The sequence below is a fragment of the Pantoea sp. ACRSB genome (assembly GCF_022346905.1).
Lineage (GTDB): Bacteria > Pseudomonadota > Gammaproteobacteria > Enterobacterales > Enterobacteriaceae > Pantoea > Pantoea piersonii.
Window position 1 is genome coordinate 498,393 of the sequence record NZ_JAKRNL010000001.1, and the last position, 23,102, is coordinate 521,494.

At 58.1% G+C, this 23,102-nt stretch carries 18 protein-coding genes; 3 read left to right on the forward strand and 15 right to left on the reverse strand.

The genetic code is table 11. The annotated features are described in order from the left end of the window. Nucleotides 1-255 precede the first annotated feature (255 nt). From MHZ89_RS02480 to putP, 6 genes are all read right to left on the reverse strand, one after another. Nucleotides 256-1,200 carry a benzoate transporter gene (locus MHZ89_RS02480; protein WP_409373196.1) on the reverse strand — a complete coding sequence of 315 codons (945 nt, stop codon included), beginning with the start codon at nucleotides 1,198-1,200 and terminating at the stop codon, nucleotides 256-258. A gap of 386 nt (nucleotides 1,201-1,586) precedes the next feature. Continuing rightward, nucleotides 1,587-2,375, reverse strand: coding sequence for a phosphate starvation-inducible protein PhoH (gene phoH, locus MHZ89_RS02485; protein ID WP_126688716.1), 789 nt, complete (start codon nucleotides 2,373-2,375; stop codon nucleotides 1,587-1,589). Between the two features lie 506 nt (nucleotides 2,376-2,881). Beyond that, nucleotides 2,882-4,156: an iron uptake transporter deferrochelatase/peroxidase subunit gene (gene efeB, locus MHZ89_RS02490; protein WP_311781715.1), complete on the reverse strand. Its 1,275-nt coding sequence runs from the start codon at nucleotides 4,154-4,156 to the stop codon at nucleotides 2,882-2,884. Nucleotide 4,157: 1 nt separating this feature from the next. Further along, nucleotides 4,158-5,279, reverse strand: a complete 1,122-nt coding sequence (gene efeO, locus MHZ89_RS02495) for an iron uptake system protein EfeO (RefSeq protein WP_311781716.1) — start codon at nucleotides 5,277-5,279, stop codon at nucleotides 4,158-4,160. Between the two features lie 4 nt (nucleotides 5,280-5,283). Beyond that, nucleotides 5,284-6,117, reverse strand: coding sequence for an iron uptake transporter permease EfeU (gene efeU / locus MHZ89_RS02500; protein WP_311781717.1), 834 nt, complete (start codon nucleotides 6,115-6,117; stop codon nucleotides 5,284-5,286). Between the two features lie 179 nt (nucleotides 6,118-6,296). Continuing rightward, entirely contained in the window at nucleotides 6,297-7,781 is a 1,485-nt protein-coding gene (gene putP, locus MHZ89_RS02505) for a sodium/proline symporter PutP (RefSeq protein ID WP_311781718.1), read from the reverse strand. Nucleotides 7,782-8,231: 450 nt separating this feature from the next. On the opposite strand from putP, the gene putA reads away from it, so the two are divergent. Beyond that, nucleotides 8,232-12,182 (forward strand): trifunctional transcriptional regulator/proline dehydrogenase/L-glutamate gamma-semialdehyde dehydrogenase, encoded by a 3,951-nt coding sequence (putA, locus tag MHZ89_RS02510; RefSeq protein WP_311781719.1) that lies wholly within the window; start codon nucleotides 8,232-8,234, stop codon nucleotides 12,180-12,182. 125 nt (nucleotides 12,183-12,307) lie between these two features. On the opposite strand, the gene MHZ89_RS02515 is transcribed toward putA, so the two are convergent. From MHZ89_RS02515 to hinT, 8 genes are all read right to left on the reverse strand, one after another. Continuing rightward, the gene (locus MHZ89_RS02515) at nucleotides 12,308-12,850 is read right to left on the reverse strand and encodes a glycine zipper 2TM domain-containing protein (protein ID WP_033750889.1); all 543 of its coding nucleotides are present in this window, start codon (nucleotides 12,848-12,850) and stop codon (nucleotides 12,308-12,310) included. A gap of 293 nt (nucleotides 12,851-13,143) precedes the next feature. Further along, a complete protein-coding gene (locus MHZ89_RS02520) occupies nucleotides 13,144-14,448 on the reverse strand; it encodes an NAD(P)/FAD-dependent oxidoreductase (protein ID WP_311781720.1) in 1,305 nt (434 codons plus the stop codon). Between the two features lie 210 nt (nucleotides 14,449-14,658). Beyond that, nucleotides 14,659-15,201 (reverse strand): alpha/beta hydrolase YcfP, encoded by a 543-nt coding sequence (gene ycfP, locus MHZ89_RS02525; RefSeq protein WP_311781721.1) that lies wholly within the window; start codon nucleotides 15,199-15,201, stop codon nucleotides 14,659-14,661. A gap of 36 nt (nucleotides 15,202-15,237) precedes the next feature. Next, a complete protein-coding gene (gene nagZ, locus MHZ89_RS02530) occupies nucleotides 15,238-16,281 on the reverse strand; it encodes a beta-N-acetylhexosaminidase (protein WP_311781722.1) in 1,044 nt (347 codons plus the stop codon). A gap of 35 nt (nucleotides 16,282-16,316) precedes the next feature. Then, entirely contained in the window at nucleotides 16,317-17,132 is an 816-nt protein-coding gene (thiK, locus tag MHZ89_RS02535) for a thiamine kinase (RefSeq protein ID WP_409373197.1), read from the reverse strand. Further along, nucleotides 17,116-17,724, reverse strand: coding sequence for a penicillin-binding protein activator LpoB (lpoB, locus tag MHZ89_RS02540; protein WP_311781723.1), 609 nt, complete (start codon nucleotides 17,722-17,724; stop codon nucleotides 17,116-17,118). The genes thiK and lpoB overlap by 17 nt, the downstream gene beginning before the upstream one ends. A gap of 10 nt (nucleotides 17,725-17,734) precedes the next feature. After that, the gene (locus MHZ89_RS02545; protein ID WP_120452063.1) at nucleotides 17,735-18,103 is read right to left on the reverse strand and encodes a YcfL family protein; all 369 of its coding nucleotides are present in this window, start codon (nucleotides 18,101-18,103) and stop codon (nucleotides 17,735-17,737) included. Nucleotides 18,104-18,124: 21 nt separating this feature from the next. After that, nucleotides 18,125-18,475, reverse strand: coding sequence for a purine nucleoside phosphoramidase (gene hinT, locus MHZ89_RS02550; RefSeq protein WP_311781724.1), 351 nt, complete (start codon nucleotides 18,473-18,475; stop codon nucleotides 18,125-18,127). A 353-nt stretch (nucleotides 18,476-18,828) separates the two neighbouring features. On the opposite strand from hinT, the gene MHZ89_RS02555 reads away from it, so the two are divergent. Continuing rightward, nucleotides 18,829-20,421 carry an MFS transporter gene (locus MHZ89_RS02555; protein WP_311781725.1) on the forward strand — a complete coding sequence of 531 codons (1,593 nt, stop codon included), beginning with the start codon at nucleotides 18,829-18,831 and terminating at the stop codon, nucleotides 20,419-20,421. Between the two features lie 9 nt (nucleotides 20,422-20,430). Then, nucleotides 20,431-21,570 carry a glycoside hydrolase family 88 protein gene (locus MHZ89_RS02560; RefSeq protein ID WP_311781726.1) on the forward strand — a complete coding sequence of 380 codons (1,140 nt, stop codon included), beginning with the start codon at nucleotides 20,431-20,433 and terminating at the stop codon, nucleotides 21,568-21,570. A 52-nt stretch (nucleotides 21,571-21,622) separates the two neighbouring features. On the opposite strand, the gene ptsG is transcribed toward MHZ89_RS02560, so the two are convergent. After that, a complete protein-coding gene (gene ptsG, locus MHZ89_RS02565; protein WP_120452056.1) occupies nucleotides 21,623-23,056 on the reverse strand; it encodes a PTS glucose transporter subunit IIBC in 1,434 nt (477 codons plus the stop codon). Between the last annotated feature and the right edge of the window lie 46 nt (nucleotides 23,057-23,102).

Genomic DNA, 23,102 nt, shown 5'->3' on the forward strand with positions numbered 1-23,102 from the left:
TACCTGGCATCACGCGTTCCGCTTTTTAAAACGGGAGGCGAAGATAAAAGATACCCGGAAGCAACTGATCCAGTGGTCAATGAGTAATAGGGCGGCCTGTTCTCGTGTAAAGCTGCGAGCGTTGTATATCTTGTTAAATCCTTAAGTAACCGCCGGGCTTTGAGAGCGTAGTGGTAAGCGCTGTACTCAAATGCCGTCGCGGCTTTAATCTTTAAAAGACAGGCGGAAAAAAGCCGCCAAGGCAGCGCTTTTACTTTACTTAATGAAATCTTCAAAACGACTTTGATTATCTACCAGCCAGTCTGGCATTAATTCCTTTGTAACAGGCCTGATTGCCATTTTGCGGGGCCGGTTCCAGATATCAATATTTTGTTCAACGCAACGGCGAATATGATCTGGGTTATTAAATTCGGGTAAATTATGCTCAGTGTGAGAAATGGTAGCCATTTTTTCGCTAATGCGATCATCACTCATTACCCAGGAAAAGTGCCAGCCAGCATCATAAACGACATGCGTCCGTAGTTTAAGAAGTCTCCAGCGCCACCAGCACTCCCGAACAGGCGTGCCTTTACGTTTAACATTGCGAAGCAACTCTGGCTGCCCATGGAAAAAATGCTTCAGGCGCTTAAAGGTGACCATTTTAGGTAATTTACACAGCCGCGGGGAACCATCGTCATTCAGAACCTGCACGTTGAATTTGAAATTATAGAAGTTTTGGTAAAGCGTTGTGCAGATATGCCTGCGACTAAATCGACTTAAAGCCTCCGGACGAGGGATTTCATCTACGTCAGAAACGATAATAACATCGTTGTCTTTAGCATCAACAAGCCCCTTCATAATGGAGTTGCGCGCTGTAGATTCGTTTTCCCAGGGGTCGGTTTCACCCGCTTTAACCAGAGAGCTATTTGAAAAAAATTCTTGTTCATAAAATGTCGGCGGCGTGTCGTTCACGACATAAATGATCTGATCGCGGAAGGCGCTAAATTTCTCGATGTCGAAGTTGAGCTTGTCGCGCTTCTTACCAGTGAACGTATAAAGTGACTCGACAATGACGAATTTATCAACGTGGGCATGCAAAGTGTGAAGTCTTAGTTCGAGAAGAAGGTCTTCATCGTAGTATAAAAAGCAATCATAAATCATCGTTATAAGCTCGCATGCAAAGCGTAAGAAAAACGTAATGATTTTAGCAAATTTATACATATGTACACAGCCTGAGATGCGCTGAATTCAACAGAAAGGCTTCCCACAGTAAGTAAACTCCGCTGATTACCCCGCCGCCTTTCCTGTCTGATTTTTAGTCTTAACCCTGCAGCTAACCAGTTCGCGCCTGTGCCGCTGCGCGCGCGTTTCAACTGCACGGACGACACACAGGCAATGTTTATAACGGGCAAAGATGCAGTGATGTTTGAGATGCGGATGTAGCCACGCAGTAATTTATCGATGTGTTGATGTGGAGGAATGCCGTAAAGGGAAGGAAAAAAGTGATGCTTGCTCTTGCTGATAAGTCGGTGGGCTGGTTCAGACTTTATTAAGTTCAAAAAAACCCGGCCTCAGCCGGGTTTTGCTTGCTACACAGACTGACTCAATTAGCCATACGCATGAAGCGTTCGCTGACAGAGCGCTGAACGCACGCAGTCATCTTTGCCGAAGCGTACAATGCCGACCATCTCGTCCTCTTCGAATCGCGCCAGCGCGTCCGCGAGACCGGAAGGCACCCCAGCGGGCAAGTCGCACTGGGTAATATCGCCGTTAACAATCACCGTGACGTTTTCGCCAAGGCGCGTCAGAAACATCTTCATCTGGGCCGCAGTGACGTTTTGCGCCTCATCGAGGATCACTACCGCGTTTTCGAACGTGCGCCCGCGCATATAGGCGAAAGGCGCAATTTCCACCTTGCCGATTTCGGGTCGCAGACAGTACTGCATAAAGGAAGCGCCAAGACGTTTAACCAGAACGTCGTAGACCGGCCGGAAATACGGGGCAAATTTCTCTGAGATATCCCCTGGCAGGAATCCCAGATCCTCATCAGCCTGTAGCACCGGACGTGTGACGATAATCCTGTCGATATCCTTATGTATCAGGGCCTCTGCCGCTTTCGCGGCGCTGATCCAGGTTTTACCGCATCCGGCCTCACCGGTCGCAAAGATCAGCTGCTTCGTTTCTATGGCATGGAGATAGTGCGCCTGAGCATCATTTCTGGCGGCTATCGGCGAACGATCGCGCACATCGCGCGCCATACCGATTGCATCCAGCCCACCCATCTGCACCAGCGAAGTGACCGATTCTTCTTCACGCTGACGATGACTGCGAGAGTCACTACGAAGCACCCTTCTGGCTTCACGACGCGCTTTGATCACTGCTTTCTGTCTTCCCATAGTCGCACCTTACAGTTGGTTTCATTTCCCGCGTTGGGCCGCTGCCCGTCACGATTAACTGAACGCTTTAGAGGTTTGATTGGCTTCCTTTAGAGCCATGACGTGCCGTTGATAAAGATGTGCCGCCGCAACGAAGCGCAGCCGCACACCGGTAAATTCGGAGGTGGAAATTACAATTTGATAAAGAAGAGTGTGCTGTCGAAGGCGCACTGGCCCTCGCTGAAGAGTGTGAAACCTGAAGTGAAACTGTCTGTCCTGTAAAGGACCTTCCCATGCGCGACCTCAGTATGCGATACAACCCGCTTACCCATTAACTTGCACTAATTTTAACAGACTTGGCAACATTAATTTTACGAGCGCCCCAGGAAAACAAAAACATCTGGCATCGGCCAGCGAACAGAGGGAATTTTCTGATGAAAAATGAATGAGTTATCTGTACGAAGCGGGAAATAATTTTTTTCTGAGGGGGTAAAAAACCGCGCCGCCGTCGCGGCGGCGCAGGTCAATCAGGCTTCAAGCAGCGGCTGCGCCAGATAGTGCTTTTCGTCAGGAACACCCGGCAAAACAAAGAAGTAGCCGCCGCCGATGGGACGAACATACTCCTCCAGCGCTTCGCCGTTAAGCCGTTTCTGTACCGTGATAAAGCCTTTTTCCAGATCGTGCTGATAACAGACGAAAAGCAGGCCCATATCGAGCTGCCCCGATGCGGTGGTGCCCGCCGAATAGCTGTAGCCGCGACGCAGCATCAGGCTGCTTTCCGTCTCGCGCGTGCGCGGATTGGCGAGGCGGATATGCGCGTCAAGGGGGATGATTTCGCCATCTGGATCTTTGGTATAATCCGGTACGTCATGCTCATGCTGCATGCCCAGCGGCGCGCCGCTCAGCTTGTCGCGGCCAAAGATGCTCTGCTGCTCGCCGAGCGGCGTGCGGTCCCACATCTCCACGTGAAAACGAATAATGCGCGCCGCCTGATAGCAGCCGTTGCGCGTCCATGCTGGCTCATCCTGATCGGCCGTTACCCACAGCAGCTTATCCATCAGCGGCTTATCCTGAGTGTCGGGATTCGCCGTACCATCCTTGAAGCCCAGCAGGTTAATCGGCGTCTCTTTGCCCTGGCTGCGCGCGGCGTGGTCGGCGATAAAGCCTTCGCGTCGCCAGCGTACCCCCAGCAGATCGGGGGTGTATTTAACGATATCGCGCAGCGCGTGGATTACCGTGTCCTGGGTATTGGCGCAGATTTGCAGCAGCAGATCGCCATGGCACTGGGCGGCATCAAGCGAATCGTTGGGAAAGCGCGTCATGGTTTGCAGCTTTTTCGGCTTCAGCGCCTGCAGGCCAAAACGTTCATCAAACAGCGATACGCCCACCGAAACCGTAATGGTCAGGTTATCCGGCGCGATCTCCGCGCCAAGAATACCGGAATCCATCGGCGGCAGTTTTGGATTGGGAACCGCCGGCGCCGCACCGCCTGTGGTCAAAAAGGCGATGCGCGCGGTCAGCAGCTTAAACAGCCGTACCAGTTCATCTTTGTCGCTGGCCAGCACGTCGAAGGCGACCAGCATCATCGAGGCCTGCTGCGGCGTAGTGATGCCTGCCTGGTGCTGTCCATAAAAAGGTTGTACCTGCTGTCGCGCATCGGGCGCAACCGTTCCGGGAGAGAAACTGTCGGCTGTGGCATGAAATGGACAACCGCCGCCCAGGGCGGCCACGCCGCTGAACAGACCCAGACCTTTTAACAGGCGCCGCCGTGTGGGCTGCGCCTCATCCTGTTTACGACTCATACTAATCCAGCCCTAAGGTACCGCGCAGTAAAGAGAGATCTTCCGCCAGCGCGGTAATCGGCCCTTTAAGCGCATTGCGATCCGCGCTGGTGAGCTTCTCGTAGGAGGTAAAGCCCTCTCCTGTGCGGTACTTACGCAAAATAGCGTCCACTTTTTTAAAGTTGCCGTCGACCTTCGCCAGCAGCTCCGGGTTCGCCTGCTGCAGCTGAGGACGCAGCAGATCAACGATTTTTTGCGCCCCGTCGACGTTCGCCTGGAAATCCCACAGGTCAGTGCGGCTGTAGCGATCTTCTTCACCGGAAATCTTACTGGAGGCCACCTCTTCAATCAGGCCTGCTGCGCCGCCGACCACTTTCACCGGCGGGAAGGCCAGCTCGCTGATGCGGGTCTGCAGATCCTTCACGTCGCGGCTAAGCTGGGTCGCGTAGCCCTCCATACCTTTGGTGCTGTTATCGCTGAACAGCGCTTTCTCCAGACGGTGGAAGCCGGTGAATTTTGGATCTTCCGCTTTCTTCTCATAATCGTCTTCGCGCGCGTCGATGCTGCTGTCGAGATCGGAGAAAAGCTCGGCGATGGGTTCGATACGCTCGTAATGCTGGCGCGTCGGCGCATAGAGCGCTTTAGCCTTTTCGATATCGCCCGCTTTTACCGCCTGCGTGAAGGCTTCGGTGCTTGTCACCAGCTGCGCCACTTCCTGCGTCACGTAAGCTTTATATGCGGTAATAGGGCCAGCCAGCGCCAGCACATCGGGCTTGCCGCTTTTCGCGGCGGGCGAAGCGTCGCCCTGCACGATAAGTTTGCCCTTCGGGTTGCTCAGCAGGCCGCAGGTCATCTCATATTCGCCCGCTTCCAGATTAGCGGTCAGCTTCTGGCTGAAGCCCGGTGCGATATTCTCACGCTCTTCCACCACCAGAACGCCTTTCAGAATCTCCCACTCCAGCGCTTTCTGGCTGTTGTTCTTAATCAGAAACTGGGTTTTACCTGCCTTGACCGTTAGCTGCATCGGTTCGCACTGGGTATCCGTCACGCTGACGGTAACTTGCGGAATATCGGCAGCCGCAGCGGTTCCCGACAGCGCCAGCAGAGAAGCCAGCAGAGTTTTGCGGCGAAAGCGAATCATCATAAAGTTATCCCTGTTTAGTAGAAAGTTGGCGCGCCGGACGAGCCGGCAGTAAAAACAGCAGCAGCGCCGGAATAAGATAAAGAAAATAGACGGCCACTTCGCTGATGCTGGGCGTCTCCTGATAGCCGAGCACGCCCTCAAGCAGCGTACCCGCCAGCGAATGCGTGGAGAGCACGTTGCTCAGATCGAAGGCGACAGATTGAAAGTGATTCCAGAGGCCCGCCTCATGAAATGCGCGGATAGCGCCCGCCGCCAGCCCGGCAGCGACAAACAAAATAAACAGGCTGCTCCAGCGGAAGAAGTACGCCATATTCAGGCGAACGCCGCCCCAGTAGAGCAACATTCCCAGCACTACCGCCGTCGCCAGCCCCAGCACCGCGCCCGCAGGCGGCGCATAGCCGACATCCTGCGTAAAGGCCGCCAGCAGGAAGAACACCGACTCCAGCCCTTCACGCGCGACAGCGAGAAACACCATCAGCACCAGCGCCAGCCCGCCGCGGCCGCTCTGGTTCAGCGCCTGGTCAACCGCCTGTTCAAGCTGTACGCGCATATTGCGCGCCACCTTGCGCATCCAGAACACCATTGAGGTCAGGATCGCCACGGCGACCACGGCCACAATCCCCTCGAACAGCTCCTGCTGTTTCTGCGGAAACTCGCCGGTGGTCTCGTTGATGACAATGCCGAGCACCAGGCAGAGCGCCGCGGCAATAAATACCCCAGCCCACAGCGCCGGAAACCAGCGGGTGCGGCCAGTACGCTTCAGATAGCTGGCGATCAGGCTGACGATCAGCGCCGCTTCCAGCCCTTCGCGCAGCATGATAAGAAAAGGAACAAACATCGCCGACCTCTTGAATGTTATATAGCGTCAACCGCAGGTAAAGTTGGGTAAAATGCGAACGATACCGATTATCATTATCGCAAGAAAAAAAACAAGTAATGGCCCGAAATTATTTCGCTGACCGCAGGCAAAAAAAAGCCCGCTCTCTTAAAAGAGAGCGGGCTTTATAAGGGAGTGTGTTACTTAGCGAGGTACTCCGCCTCTGCTGCTGCGAAGCGCTGCTGCGCGGCGGCAGAAGGCGCGCGGCCCAGCAGGCTGAAGACCACAATCGCAATGCTGGAGAAAGCAAAGCCCGGAATGATCTCGTAGAGATCCAGCCAGCCATACTGTTTCCAGATCAGCACCGTTGCCGCGCCGATGATCATGCCCGCCAGCGCGCCGTTGCGCGTCATACGTTTCCAGCAGACGCCGAACAGCACCACCGGACCAAAGGCTGCGCCGAAGCCGGCCCAGGCGTAGCTCACCAGCCCCAGCACGCGGTTATCCGGGTTAGAGGCGAGCGCAATGGCGATCAATGCCACCAGCAGCACCATCGCGCGACCAAACCATACCAGCTCTTTCTGGCTGGCATTTTTGCGCAGGAAGCCTTTGTAGAGATCTTCAGTCAGGGCGCTGGAGCAGACCAGCAGCTGACAGCTCAGCGTCGACATAACCGCCGCAAGGATTGCTGAAAGCAGAATACCGGCGATCCACGGGTTGAACAGAATGCGCGCCAGCTCGATAAATACGCGCTCGCCGTTGCCGCTGACGTTTGCCGCCTGCTCCGGGTGATTCTGGAAGTAGGCGATGCCGAAGAAGCCGACCGCGACCGCGCCCGCCAGGCAGAGCACCATCCACGCCATGCCGATGCGGCGTGCCGTACGGATGGAGCGGTGCGAATCGGCCGCCATAAAGCGCGCCAGAATATGCGGCTGCCCGAAATAGCCAAGTCCCCAGCCCAGCAGTGAAATCACTGCGACGAAGTTCAGCCCTTTCAGCATATTGATGTTTTCAATGCTTTTCGCTTCTATCACCGCCAGCGAACTGTCCAGCCCGCCCACGGCGACAATCACGATAATCGGCGTCAGGATCAGGGCAAAAATCATCAGGCTCGCCTGTACGGTATCGGTCCAGCTTACCGCGAGGAAGCCGCCGATCAGCGTATAGAGAATGGTTGCCGCCGCACCGGCCCACAGCGCGGTTTCATAGCTCATGCCGAAGGTGCTTTCAAACAGGCGCGCGCCCGCTACCACGCCCGACGCGCAGTAGATAGTGAAGAAAATCAGGATCACCAGCGCCGAGATGACGCGCAGGATTTTGCTGTTGTCTTCAAAGCGGCTGGTAAAGAAATCGGGCAGCGTCAGGGCGTTGTCATGATGCTCGGTCTGCACGCGCAGACGGCCCGCCACAATTTTCCAGTTAAGCCAGGCGCCGATGGTCAGGCCGATGGCGATCCAGCTTTCCGAAATGCCGGAGAGGAAAATCGCGCCCGGCAGACCCATCAGCAGCCAGCCGCTCATATCCGACGCTCCTGCCGAAAGCGCGGTGACGAAACTGCCCAGGCTGCGGCCGCCCAGAATATAATCGTCAAAGTTTTTAGTGGAACGGTAGGCCGCAAATCCTATCAGCACCATTCCAAGGATATAGATCACAAACGTCACCAGCATCGGTGTGCTTACACTCATTCTTCTCTCCACTTTATAGTTGATTTCCCGAGAGAAACCGCAGGCTGTAGCCTCGTCGGAACGGGGCGAGGCTACAGGTTTTGTCCAGATTCAGGCGCCTGACGTTTCCTGAGGCGCGGTATCCTGCCGGAAAGGCGCGGCGCGCACAATGGATTTAACACAGGCGTTACAGCGATTTCACCTGTTACTGGCTAAATTTTGTCAACAGGTTGCACTCGCTCACAGTTCAGAAGTTGCACCAGCGTAAACCCCTGGTAATGCAGTAAGTTAGCGCCGCACAATTCTGGCGAGATTTTTGCAGCAAGTTCCGTGCCGCCTTTTAAAGCATTAACAAATTAATCATTAAAAAGGCTGTTACGCAGGTCACACTTAACACGGTTGCACAAAGTTGCAACATCAGTGATAGTGCTGCCCACGCAGTGAGAGATACAGATACAGGAGCAGAAGGTCATGGGCACGACAACAATGGGGGTGAAGCTGGATGAGGCCACCCGCGAACGCATTAAACTGGCGGCGCAGAAGGTTGACCGCACGCCGCACTGGCTGATTAAACAGGCGATCTTTAACTACCTCGGCCAGCTGGAGAGCGGCGTCGCGCTGCCGGAAATTCCCCTGACGGCGGGCTCGCTGGCAGAGCCGGAAGAGAGCACGCCGGAAGAGACATACCAGCCGTTCCTCGACTTTGCCGAGCATATTCTGCCGCAGTCGGTGACGCGCGCCGCCATTACCGCCGCCTGGCGTCGACCAGAGACCGACGCGGTACCAATGCTGCTGGAGCAGGCGCGTCTGCCTGCGGCGCTGGCGGAGAAAACCCATCAGCTTGCTTACAGCCTCGCGGACAAGCTGCGGCACCAAAAAGGTGCAACCGGACGCGCCGGAATGGTGCAAAGCCTGCTCCAGGAGTTCTCGCTATCCTCTCAGGAGGGCGTGGCGCTGATGTGCCTGGCGGAGGCGCTGCTGCGCATTCCCGACAAGCCGACGCGCGACGCGCTGATCCGCGACAAGATCAGCAACGGCAACTGGCAGTCGCATCTGGGCCGCAGCCCTTCCCTGTTCGTGAACGCCGCTACCTGGGGCCTGCTGTTTACCGGCCGTCTGGTCTCTACCCATAACGAAGCCAACCTGTCGCGCTCGCTGAACCGCATTATCGGCAAGAGCGGCGAGCCGCTGGTGCGCAAAGGCGTGGATATGGCGATGCGTCTGATGGGCGAGCAGTTCGTTACCGGCGAGACCATCGCCGAGGCGCTGGCGAACGCGCGTAAGCTGGAGGAGAAAGGCTTCCGCTACTCCTACGATATGCTGGGCGAAGCGGCGCTGACCGCCAGCGACGCCAAAGCTTATCTGGTCTCCTACCAGCAGGCGATCCACGCTATTGGCAAAGCCTCCAACGGGCGCGGCATTTATGAAGGGCCGGGCATCTCCATCAAGCTCTCCGCCCTGCACCCGCGCTACAGCCGCGCCCAGTACGATCGCGTCATGGAGGAGCTCTACCCTATCCTGAAATCTCTGACGCTGCTGGCACGCTCTTACGACATCGGCATCAATATCGACGCCGAAGAAGCGGACCGTCTGGAGCTGTCGCTCGATCTGCTGGAGAAGCTCTGCTTCGAGCCGGAGCTGGAAGGCTGGAACGGCATCGGCTTTGTCATTCAGGCCTATATGAAGCGTTGCCCGTTCGTGATCGACTCGCTGATCGATCTGGCACAGCGCAGCCGCCGCCGCCTGATGATCCGCCTGGTAAAAGGCGCCTACTGGGACAGCGAAATCAAACGCGCTCAGGTAGAAGGCCTCGAAGGCTATCCGGTCTATACCCGCAAGGTCTACACCGACATCTCCTACCTGGCCTGCGCGCGCAAGCTGCTGGCGGTGCCGAATCTGATCTACCCGCAGTTCGCTACTCACAATGCGCATACACTGGCGGCGATCTATCAGCTGGCGGGCAATAACTACTATCCTGGCCAGTATGAGTTCCAGTGCCTGCACGGCATGGGCGAACCGCTCTATGAGCAGGTGGTCGGCAAAGTGGCGGACGGCAAGCTGAATCGCCCGTGTCGCATCTATGCGCCGGTCGGCACCCATGAAACCCTGCTCGCCTACCTGGTGCGCCGCCTGCTGGAAAACGGCGCCAATACCTCCTTTGTTAACCGCATCGCTGATACCTCCCTGCCGATTGACGAGCTGGTGGCTGATCCGGTTGCGGCAGTTGAAAAGCTGGGCGCGAGCGAAGGCGCAATTGGTCTGCCCCACCCGAAAATTCCGTTGCCGCGCGATCTTTACGGCGCGGGACGCAGCAACTCGGCGGGCATTGATATGGCTAACGAACATCGTCTGGCATCGCTCTCCAGCGCCCTGCTAAGCAGCGCCGCGCAGCCCTGGCTGGCGCAGCCGATCATTGACGGCGAACTGGGCGAAGGCGAGACCCGCGCGGTGATCAACCCGGCCGCGCCGGGCGATATCGTCGGTCAGGTGCGCGAAGCCAGCGAAGCGGAAGTGTCGCTGGCGCTGGACGCCGCGGTGAACGCCGGGCCGATCTGGTTCGCGACGCCGCCGGACGAGCGCGCGGCGATCCTCGATCGCGCTGCGCAGCATATGGAAGACGGGATGCAGCAGCTGATCGGCATTCTGGTGCGCGAAGCGGGCAAAACCTATAACAACGCTATCGCTGAAGTGCGCGAGGCAGTTGATTTCCTGCGCTACTACGCCGGTATGGTGCGTGACGATTTCGATAATGAAACGCATCGCCCGCTTGGTCCGGTGGTCTGTATCAGCCCGTGGAACTTCCCGCTGGCGATCTTTACCGGCCAGATTGCGGCCGCGCTGGCGGCAGGCAACAGCGTGCTGGCCAAGCCTGCGGAGCAGACGCCGCTGATCGCCGCGCAGGCGGTGCAGATCCTGCTGGACGCGGGCGTGCCTGCGGGCGTGCTGCAACTGCTGCCGGGCAACGGCGAAACCGTCGGCGCGCAGCTGACGCGTGACCCGCGCGTGCGCGGCGTCATGTTTACCGGCTCTACCGCCGTGGCGACGCTGCTGCAGCGCAACCTGGCTGGCCGCCTCGATCCGCAGGGCCGTCCGACGCCGCTTATCGCCGAAACCGGCGGTCTGAATGCGATGATCGTTGACTCCTCTGCTCTGACCGAGCAGGTGGTGGTCGATATTCTCGCCTCGGCGTTCGACAGCGCCGGACAGCGCTGCTCGGCGCTGCGTCTGCTCTGTATTCAGGAAGACGTGGCGGACCACACGCTGAAGATGCTGCGCGGCGCGATGGCCGAGTGCCGCATGGGCAACCCGGAGCGCCTCTCTACCGATATCGGTCCGGTAATCGACGCCGAGGCGAAAGCCGGTATCGAGCGTCATATCCAGGAGATGCGCAATAAGGGCAATACCGTCTACCAGGCGGTACAGGATAATCCGCAGGATCGCGCGGAGTGGCAAAGCGGCACCTTTATCAAGCCGACGCTGATTGAGATTAACCAGGTCAGCGATCTCGACAAAGAGATTTTCGGACCGGTGCTGCACGTGGTGCGCTTTGCGCGCAACGCCCTGCCGCAGCTGATCGAACAGATCAACGCTGGCGGCTACGGCCTGACGCTGGGCGTTCATACCCGCATCGATGAAACCATCGCGCAGGTAACCGCAAACGCCAAAGTCGGCAACCTCTACGTTAACCGCAATATGGTGGGCGCGGTCGTCGGCGTGCAACCGTTCGGCGGCGAAGGGCTTTCCGGCACCGGCCCGAAAGCGGGCGGGCCGCTCTATCTCTATCGCCTGCTGGCCAGCCGTCCGGAGGAGGCGCTGAGCGCCACCTTTAACCGTCAGGATGCCGAGCGTCCGGCGGATGGCACGCTGCGCGAGGCGCTGCTGGTGCCGCACAAGGCGCTGAGCGCCTGGGCGCAGCAGGACAAGCCTGAACTGGCCGCGCTCTGTCAGCGCTACGCCACCCTGGCGCAGGCGGGCACCGTACGGCTGCTGACCGGCCCGACCGGCGAGCGCAACACCTTCTCGCTGCTGCCGCGTGAACTCGTGCTCTGCCTCGCCGATAACGAGCAGGATGCGCTGGTGCAGCTGGCGGCGGTGACCAGCGTTGGCAGTCAGGCGCTTTGGCCCGACGATGAGCTGCACCGCAAGCTGCGCCATGAGCTGCCGCAGGCGGTGCAGGCGCGCATCACCCTGGCGAAAGACCCCTTTGCCTGCCACTTTGACGCGGTGATCTACCACGGCGACGCCGATCAGCTGCGTACGCTGTGCGAGCAGATTGCGGCGCGCGACGGCGCGATTGTCTCGGTGCAGGGCTTCGCCCGCGGCGAAACCCATCTGCTGCTGGAGCGCCTGCTGATTGAGCGTTCGCTGAGCGTCAATACCGCCGCGGCGGGCGGCAACGCCAGCCTGATGACCATCGGTTGATACGAGGGCGGTTCGCCGCCCCTCTTTTCTGAAGGCTCGCCCGGCTGGGACGCCACTATGAAAAAAGGCACATCTTACGATGTGCCTTTTTATTATGTGTGTGCTGTGTGGGAGTCTTTGCCCCGTTAAGCCTGATTGCTGTTCAGGATCAGCTGGCCGTTACGGTCCAGCGGGATGCGGGTGCCAGGGTCGTTTTCCATACGGATTTTGCCCTGCTGGTCGCCTATTTTATAGGTCACGTCATAACCCAGCATCTTTTCTTGTTTATCGTAAACCGTTTTGCAACGCTGCTCTGAGGTGGTGTAGGTGTCGCGATCCTGCAAGCCGCCCTGCACCTGATTGCCGGCATAGCCGCCTGCCAGTGCGCCTGCGACTGTTGCTACATCGCGTCCACGTCCGCCGCCGAACTGATGGCCCAGCACGCCGCCCGCTACCGCGCCCAGCACTGAACCGGCGATGCGGTTCTCATCCTGCACTGCGCGACGATGAGTCAGCGTAACGTTGCGGCACTCCTGACGCGGCTGCTTGATGCTCTCTTTGATCGGCGTCGCTGAAAGCACCTGCGCATACTGCGGACCACGATCGAATACGTCCATGCTGGCAACGGCGGCCACGCCCAGAGCAGCTGCCACACCGATACCGATACCCGCTAACATTGATTTATTCACAGGATTATCCTCCTGAAGTTGTTACCGTGCATGCGTGCCGCGACGATGTCCCCTGTCGCTGTGGCACAGAACGGCGTGCACGACCCGCCGTATCGTTGCAGGAAGTTTTGCAGATGGCCCGAAATTGCAACATCAGATTAATGGAGGAAAACGCACCGGAGCCGGATCAGGGCCAGCTTTTCGGAGAGTTCTGAGGTGGGTTAACACCAAAACTTAAATTAATTTGTGTTATGGGTCAGAAGGTTAATCAGCAGCAGAGGCGGGAAAAGGCGGCTTGCGCCGCCTCGTAATCATTAGTGCAGCTTGAGACGCGGGCGAATAACGCGGTTCAGACTGCCTACCAGCATCATCAGGCCAGTCTTAAAGTAGCCGTGGAGCGCAATCTGATGCATACGATATAAGGAAATGTAGACGAAGCGCGCGATGCGGCCCTCTACCATCATCGAGCCGCGCATCAGGTTGCCCATCAGGCTGCCTACGGTACTGAAGCGCGACAGCGAGACCAGCGAGCCGTGATCTTTATAGACATAGGCTTTCAGCGGTTTGCCGCTGCGCTGGGCGAGGATATTCTCCATCGCGCGCGACGCCATCTGGTGCGCCGACTGGGCGCGCGGCGGCACGAAGCCACCTGACGGCAGCGCGCAGGAGGCGCAGTCGCCGATGGCATAGATATCGTCGTCCAGCGTGGTTTGCAGCGTCTCTTTCACCACCAGCTGGTTGATGCGGTTGGTTTCCAGGCCGCCGATCCCTTTCAGGAAGTCCGGCGCTTTGATGCCTGCCGCCCACACCATCAGATCCGCCTCGATAAATTCGCCGCCTTTGGTGTGCAGGCCGTTTTTCTCTGCGCTGGTTACCATGGTTTGCGTCAGCACGCGCACGCCCAGCTTAGTGAGCTCACTGTGCGCCGCGGCGGAGATGCGCGGCGGCAGCGCAGGCAAAATACGCTCGCCCGCTTCCACCAGCGTGACGTTCAGCGCCTCGCTGCTCAGTCCTTTATAGCCATAGCTGTGCAGCTGTTTAACCGCGTTATGCAGCTCGGCTGAAAGCTCAACGCCGGTCGCCCCGCCGCCAACGATGGCGATATTGACCTTCTCCAGTCGGCCTTCGCTGGCGGAGAATTTCAGGAACTGGTTCAGCATCTCATTGTGGAAACGCTGCGCCTGATGCGGGTTGTCGAGGAAAATACAGTGCTCTTTTACGCCCGGCGTGCCGAAATCATTCGAGGTGCTGCCCAGCGCCATCACCAGGGTGTCGTAGGCAAGCTCGCGCTGCGGCACCAGCACTTCGCCGTTATCGTCGCGCATCTCTGCCAGCTCAATGGTTTTACGCTCGCGGTTGATATTGGTCAGCGAGCCGAGCTGGAACTGAAAACCGTGATTGCGCGCGTGCGCCAGATAGCTCAGCGCGTCAATGCCCTCGTCCATCGATCCGGTGGCCACTTCATGCAGTAGCGGCTTCCACAGGTGGCTGTGGTTGCGATCCACCAGAATAATCTCGGCTTTTTTCTTGCGGCCCAGCTTATGACCGAGCTGCGTAGCCATCTCCAGTCCGCCCGCGCCGCCGCCGACAATAACGATTTTTTTCATGGATGTAGTCAACAAGACCCCCTCAAGATGAGAACCAATAGTTAATCAATGGTTAAATTAAACCTTAATAAACATAGGGTTGGCGAAGTTAAAATCGCTGCTAAGGGCAGAATAGCATGTGCAGGGAAGATGGTCATACCAAAATTGATCCACATCAATTACGTAGTGGATCGGCCGGAATATGACGCGAAGCAGCCGGGCGCCTGTCTGACGCCCGCTGATTTAACTTAATGTTTTGAAAGCATTAATTCTCTGGAGGTGCGGCGAGATATTCCTGAACTTATGGCTCTCAGCCTCATCCCAGATAATTTCATAGAAGGGATGCAGCGTTTCCGCGCTGCGCTGGCTGTCGAGCGCCTCATCGCGGCGCGACAAGAAGACCAGGCAACGATCGCGATTTTTCTCGCGAAAATCGCTGACGCACTTGGTAGCGATATCCAGATACTCTTCCGGGCGATCGATTTTCCCCTCCATATTTTCAAAGGGAAAAAGATTGGGGTTAAAAATCGCCTGGCGAATGCCGCAGAGAAAACCGATACGCTCTGCCCAGTAGCCGCCCAGTCCAACGCCGCAGATCAGCGGCTGACTGCCGCCACTGTGCGTCAGCATCTTGTCGGTCTCTTTCAGCAGGAACTGCATATCGTGTCTGGGATGGCGGGTGCTGTAGCCGATCAGCCTGACGTCAGGATCGATAAACTGCAGCTGCAGCACCTTTTCATGGTTGCCCGGACTACTGGAATCGAAACCGTGCAGATAAATAATCATGACACTCCTCAGCGTTGTGCGCGCCAGGAGGATGACTTACTTCCCTGACGCTTTGTGTTCCAGCCAGCGCGCCTGCAGATTGCTCAGCTGCTGCGCGTTCTGCTTCCAGCGCGTGCTCTGCTGCAGGCTCTGGCGGGTAAGGGTTCCCCGATGGTACAGCCGCGGCACGCGTTCAGCGCCGATCGCGATCAAATTATCCAGCACGCTGATGGCGCCTTCTCGATGGTTGCAGACCAGAATCATGTCGCATCCGGCCGACAGCGACTGCTGCGCGCGTTCCGCGTAGCTGCCCATAATCGCCGCGCCCTCCATTGAGAGATCGTCTGAAAAGATCACGCCGTCGAAGCCCAGCTGCTCACGCAGCACCGTTTTCAGCCAGTAAGGGGAACCGCTGGCGGGCAACGGGTCTACCTCAGTATAGATAACGTGCGCCGGCATGACGGCATCCAGCGCGCCTTCGTCGAACAGCGCCTGAAATATCGCCATGTCGTGACGGCGCAGGGTCTCCAGATCGCGCGGATCGCGCGGGGTTTCTTTATGCGAATCGGCGCTGACCGCGCCGTGTCCAGGAAAGTGCTTGCCGGTGGTTTTCATGCCCGCTTCATGCATGCCGGCAATAAAGCGGCGCGCCATCGCCAGCGCAATCTGCGGATCCTCATGGAAAGATCGATCGCCAATCGCCGCGCTGATATGGCCCAGATCCAGCACTGGCGCGAAACTGATATCGATATCCATGGCGATCATCTCTGCCGCCATCTGCCAGCCCGCCTGCTGAGCCAGCTCGCCGCCGGTTTCCGCATCGTGCAGCGCCGCGAAAGACTGCATCGCGGGTAAGGTGGTGAAGCCGTCGCGGAAGCGCTGCACGCGCCCCCCTTCCTGATCGACCGCCACCACCAGCCGCGTGCGCGACGCGCTGCGGATCTGGCGCACCAGTTCGGCCAGCTGCGCCGGATCGTGGTAGTTGCGCGCAAAAAGGATCACGCCGCCCACCGTGGGGTGCTTCAGGATCTCCCGCTCTTCGGCGTCCAGTTCAAAGCCTGCGACATCCAGCATCAGCGGCCCGGGAAGTTGTGTTGTCATAATCTGTTCCTGGCGCGGCGCCATCGCCGCGCGAATTAAATGTGTTGCCAGCTCTGCTGTGCCAGCTGTTGCAGCGCCGCATCCCCGCTCTGCTCAGCGCGCAGCTGATACCAGCTCGCCATCAGCAGCCGCAGCCAGGGCTGCCAGCGGGCAACCTGACGCGCAAGCGCCGCAGGTGCCAGGCGGGCCGCCTGTGCATACGCCTCCAGCCAGCGGCTCGCCTGCTCAGGATCGGCAGCGCACAGCGCGGCCAGCTCAAGCGCCACGTCGCCGTCTGCGGCGTATTCCCAGTCGATCAGATGCAGCCCTTTCTCATCCGCAATCAGGTTTCCGGCGTGGACATCCATATGCAGCGGCGTCAGGCGCAGCGGTCGCGGCTCGCCGGCGCGTTCTAGCTGGCGCAGCGCGCGCTGCCAGCGGACGTGCCGCTGCCGGCACAGCTGCCAGTAGCGTTGCAGCAGCGGCAGCAGCCGCAGGGCATAGCCGGTTAACGGCTGACGATGCAGCCGCAGCAGCAGGGAGATGACCTCTTCGCGCCGCTGCTGAAACGTCTGCGTTGACAAGGGTTCGCCCGCTTGCCACGGCAGCAGCAGAAGCTGCGCGTCACCTATTAAGGGACGCGGCGTCAGGCCGCTGGGATGCAGTTTGCGCAGCAGGCGTGCTTCGCGCTGGCGTTCAACAAAAGGTATCGGCGGCTGCGGCGCAGGACGCACAATAAAGGCGCCCTGCCCGTTTTCCAGTTTGCTGCTCTGTCCGGTGAGCCCCTGCAGCGGCGTTAGCCTGCCCGCCGCAAAGCCCGGCAGCCGTTTTTCTATCCGCGCAAGCAGCAAGGGATCAATTCTGGGCGACACCTTTGCCTGACCAGACGATCTCGCCGGTCTGCACCAGCATCAGCTGCATCTGCAGCGTCGGGGTTTTTACGTCGCCCTGCGCCGTACTGTAAAGCACATACTGCGCGTTCAGCGTGCGGGCCAGCCCAATCGCCTTGCTGCGCGAGTTAAGGCTGTCATCTGGCGACAGTCCCAGCGTCTGCTTGGCCTGTGCCAGCTGATCGCTGGTGACCAGCGTAAACTTGCCGTTGTTGGCCAGCGCGTTTTGGATCGCGTCGGTGGCTTTTTCGCTCTGCAGCGCGCCGTTGGTGCTGTTTTTAATGCGGTCAACCATCAGCACGCTGCCCGGCGCGGCGCTGCTGGACGAACGCAGCATCTGCGCCACAAGCGGCTGCACGCTGGCGTCCCAGTTGATGGTTTTCAGCTTCGGCGGCTGCGGCACCGGCTGCGTCGGCGGCTCCGGTACTGGCTGCGGCTGCGGTACCGGCTGCGGCTGCGTGGGTTCGGCAGGTTGCGTCGGTTCTACGGGCGCAGGCTGCTGCTGTTTAATCACGCAGCCGGAAAGAATGAGCGCCATCAGTAGCGCTCCGGAACGAGGGAGTCGGCGAATCACGTAGCAGTCCTCAGAGATAAAGGTAGAGACGAACCTTGCTGGCCGTCAGGTTGCCCATTTGGGAAGCGGCGACAATGCTGCCGTGCGCCGGAACGATGACTCTCTGCGCCGGTTCGCGCGGCGTTATTTCCAGCCCTTTGTCGTCATACCAGTAATAACGATAGTGGATTACCACCGGCGTCTCACGCTGGTTATAGAGCACGCTGCGCGCGCGCTGCTGTCCATCTTCTTCGTCTACCACCGGCTCGTCGGTAATGATGCCGGCGGAGAGCACAGAAGACTCCATCACCAGCGACTGCGATGTGTCGATCATCGGTTTATCGCTACTGCAGCCTGCCAGAGTCAGCAGGAGCGGCAGGCCTGTCAGCCATTGACGCATAAGTCGCTTCCGTAGGGAAAATCAGTCGGCCAGCATTGGACCCAGCGGACGACCGCCGAGCAAATGCATATGAATGTGATAAACCTCCTGGCCGCCGTGACGATTGCAGTTAACGATCAGGCGATAGCCGTCCTGATCGATGCCCTCGGCGCGCGCGATTTTCGCCGCAGCGGTAAACAGACGACCCAGCGCCTGCTCGTGAGCGGGCAGCGCGTCGTTAGCGGTGGGAATTAACACGTTAGGAACGATCAAAATATGGGTCGGCGCCTTGGGAGAGATGTCGCGGAACGCAGTGACCAGCTCATCCTGATACACCACGTCGGCGGGGATTTTGCGACGGATGATTTTACTGAAAATAGTTTCTTCAGCCATGGTGCAATTCCTTAAGCCTGATTGACAGTCAATCAGTATGCGTGAGGAATTTGTTTTCTTTCAAGCTCAGGACCACTTTTCCCCGATTAACTGCCTGCCTTTACACCGTTTTTACAACTTCTTTTTCCTGTGCGCCGCTTCGCAAATTACCGCTTCGCCTGGTGTTAAAATGAAACGCTGTTTCATAAATTAGAAATACGCCGCCCTTTTCTTTGCGTCATTGCCAGCCAGGAGACAGCCCTGACCAAATTGCGAAGGTTTGCCCCGCGCTGGGGCTCTACTTTCTATTCATTCCGAGTGTGTCGTCCGGATAACAAAGGATGTAGTGACTATGGCTATAAAGGAGCATCCGTATGCGAACGCGTAAAATTGGTTTTGGCCACTATCTGGCTTACGGCTCCGGGGACTTTCTCGGCGCAGGCACCACGGCGCTTACCGCCGCCTGGCTGCTCTATTTTTATACCACCTTCTGCGGCCTGACCCCCATCGAGGCGACGTTTATCTTCGCCGCCGCGCGCGTGCTGGACGCGGTGGTCAGCCCGCTGATGGGCTTTCTGACCGACAACTTCGGCTCAACCTGGCTGGGCAAGCGCTTCGGCCGCCGCAAGTTTTTTATTCTGCTCGGCATTCCCTGCGTCTTCAGCTACAGCCTGATGTGGATCGGCGATATGAGTTTCTGGTGGTATCTCGTCACCTATCTGCTGTTCGATATCGTCTACACCATGATTCTGGTGCCCTATGAGACCCTGGTGCCGGAAATGACCGACGACTTCAAACAAAAGACTCGCTTTTCCGGTGCGCGTATCGCGCTGGCGCAGCTGTCGGCGATTCTGGCGGCCTTCCTGCCGGGCATTTTGATCGGCGCGCTGGGCAAAGATAATCCGCTCTCCTTCTTTTACGCCAGCCTGGTCTTTTCGATTATCTGCGCGCTGGTGCTGACGCTGGTCTGGCTCTTTACCTGGGAGCGCGATCCGGCTGATTTCTCCGAAGAGTCGCGCCGCGCTGAGGAGGAGAAACGGCAGCTGACGCTGCTACAGAACCTGAAGCGTCTTTATGTCGAGCTTGCCTCCACGCTGCGCATTCGCATTTTCCGTCAGCATCTTGGCATGTATCTGGGCGGCTATATCGCGCAGGACGTTTTTAACGCCGTCTTTACCTGGTATGTGGTATTCGTGCTGATGCAGAGCGCGCAGATCGCCTCCAGCCTGATGGGCACTATGGCGGTGCTGCAGTTTATCGCCGTGATGGGCATGATCCCGCTCTGTATCCGTCTGGGCCCGGCGCCCGCCTATCGTCTGGTCGTCACGCTGTTCGCCGCCGCCGCGATCTCCTATGCCGGCCTCTGGTATGCGGGCATGAACGATAACTTCTCTCTGCTGCTGCTGATCTCCGCGCTGGCGGGCCTTGGACGCGGCGGCATCAACTATGTCCCCTGGAATATTTATACCTATATCGCAGACGTGGATGAGGTGATTACCGGCCAGCGCCGCGAAGGGATTTTCGCCGGCATTATGACGCTGACCCGCAAAGCGTCCCAGGCGGGCGCGGTAATGCTGGTCGGCATTGTGCTGCAGCTCTCCGGCTTCGTCTCGGGCCAGGCGACCCAGGCCCCGGGTGTGAGCCATACCATTCTTGGCATTCTTAGTCTCGGCACCCTGTGCGTGCTGGCGTGCGGTTTTCTGGTTTCGCTGCGTTTCAAACTTAATCTGCAAACCCACACCGTACTGCGCGAAGAGACGCTGAAAATACGCGAAGCCGACCGCGTCTTGCCGGAGCGCATTACGCCGGAAGCCCGCAGCATCGTCGAGACGCTGGCTGGCATGCCGTACGAGAACCTGTGGGGTAATAACAATATCGGCTTCCTTAACCGTCATAAACCGGCCGCACCGCCGTTAAAGCCCGCGCGCCCCCACGCGTCTCCCCTGACCACAACCCTGAAACGATAGGAATGAACCATGACTGTATTCCCCGTGAAACAGAGTGCGCTTTTGTGCCAACCAGAATTTCTGCTGCCGCGCCAGGAGCTGTTGCAACTGATTCACAAGCTGACGCAAAACCTGGTGAATATCACCGATGAGACAGGAGACTTCCTGCTGCGTCTTGACGACGGACGCGTGATAGATACCAAAGGCTGGGCAGGCTGGGAATGGACGCACGGCATCGGCCTTTACGGCATGCTGCACTATTATCAGCAAACTGGCGATAAAGAGACGCTGGGGATTATCGACGACTGGTTCGCTGCGCGCCTCGCGGAAGGCACGCCGACCAAAAACGTCAATACCGTGGCGCCTTTTCTGACGCTGGCCTGGCGCTATGAAGAGACCGGCAACCCCGCCTGGCGTCCGGTGCTGGAGCGCTGGGCGGAATGGGTAATGTATGAGATGCCGCGCACTGAACAAGGCGGCCTGCAGCATATCGTCTACAACAATGAAAACCACCAGCAGCTCTGGGACGACACGCTGATGATGAGCGTGATGGCGCTGGCGAAAATCGGCCAGCTGCTTAATCGTCAGGAGCTTATCGAAGAAGCCAGCTATCAGTTCCTGCTGCATACGCAATATCTGATGGATCGACAGACCGGACTCTGGTTTCACGGCTGGAACTTCGAGGGACGTCATAACTTCGCTAATGCGCGCTGGGCGCGCGGCAACAGCTGGATCACCATCGCGATCCCTGACTTTCTTGAGATGATGAACTGGCCGGAACAGCACGCGACGCGCCGCTTCCTGCTGCAGGTGCTGGAGAGCCAGGTGAAAGCGCTGCGCGACTGCCAGCATCCGAGCGGTCTGTGGCATACGCTGCTGGACGATCCCGACAGCTATCTCGAAGCGTCGGCGACTGCGGGCTTCGCCTACGGCATTATCAAGGCGGTGCGCAAGCGCTATCTCAGCGCTGAGTATCTGCCTACCGGGCTTAATGCGCTGCGCGGCGTTATTGCCAATATTGATGAGGAAGGCGAGCTGAAACAGGTCTCGTTCGGCACCGCAATGGGCAGCGATCTTGACTACTACCGCACCGTTCCGTTGACCTCAATGCCTTACGGACAGGCGATGGCGCTGCTATGCCTGACGGAGTACCTGCGGGTCTATCTCTGAATGCTTAGCGCAAACAAAAAAAGCCCCTTACGGGGCTTTTTCTTTATTGCCGTTACATGCTGCGAATGTAGTCGTCCATATCAGTTTTCAGGTTATCGGACTTGGTGCCGAAAATCGCCTGAACGCCAGAGCCTGCCACCACGACGCCACGGGCGCCCAGGTTCTTCAGCTCGGCCTGATTAACCTTGCTGACATCCGCCACGCTGACGCGCAGTCGGGTAATACAGGCGTCCAGGTTCGTGATGTTCTCTTTGCCGCCGAAAGCGGAGACCAGTTTGCCAGCCATCTCGCTGCCGGTAGCGGAAGAGGACTCGGTCGTCGTCTCTTCGCGGCCAGGCGTTTTGAGATTCAGCTTCACGATCAGCACGCGGAAAATGGTGTAGTAAACCAAACCGTAAATGATGCCGATAACCGGGAAGAGCCAGATTTTGCTGCTGTTGCCGCTCAGCACGATAAAGTCGATCAGACCGTGCGAGAAGCTGGTGCCGTCACGCATACCGAGCAGAATACAGATCGGGAACGCCAGACCGGCCAGAATCGCGTGGATCACATAGAGGATCGGCGCAACGAACATAAAGGAGAACTCGATCGGCTCGGTGATGCCGGTCAGGAACGCAGTCAGCGCAGCGGAGATCATGATGCCGCCCACTTTGGCGCGATTCTCAGGTTTCGCTGAATGCCAGATGGCGATTGCCGCTGCCGGCAGACCGTACATCTTGAACAGGAAGCCGCCAGAGAGTTTGCCTGCAGTCGGATCGCCCGCCATGTAGCGCGGAATATCGCCGTGGAACACCTGACCTGCCGCGTTGGTGAATTCGCCGATCTGCATCTGGAAAGGAACGTTCCAGATATGGTGCAGGCCGAAAGGCACCAGCGCGCGCTCAACCACACCGTAAATACCAAAGGCGACAACCGGGTTCTGATAGGCAGCCCACTGGGAGAACTCCTGAATAGCCGAGCCAATCGGTGGCCAGATAAAGGAGAGCACGACGCCCAGAACGATTGCCGTCAGGCCGGAGATAATCGGCACAAAGCGTTTACCGGCAAAGAAGCCCAGGTATTCCGGCAGCTTGATACGATAGAAGCGGTTAAACATATAGGCCGCAATCGCACCGGCAATAATACCGCCCAGCACCCCGGTATCCGCCAGGTGATGCGCGGCAATATCCTCAGCCGAAAGATGCAGCACCAGCGGCGCGACTACCGCCATGGTTTTCACCATGATGCCATACGCCACCACCGACGCCAGCGCGGAAACGCCGTCGTTATTGGTAAAGCCGAGCGCCACGCCGATAGCGAAGATCAGCGGCATATTAGCAAATACCGAACCGCCCGCTTCCGCCATAACATGGGAAACGACGGCTGGCAGCCAGCTAAAGTTTGCCGAACCAACACCTAATAAAATACCGGCGATCGGCAGAACCGATACCGGCAGCATGAGCGATTTACCGACCTTTTGCAGGTTCGCAAATGCGTTCTTGAACATAGCCTGAAGCTCCTGAGTATGAGTGCGATTTTGCGCAGTGCGCTGG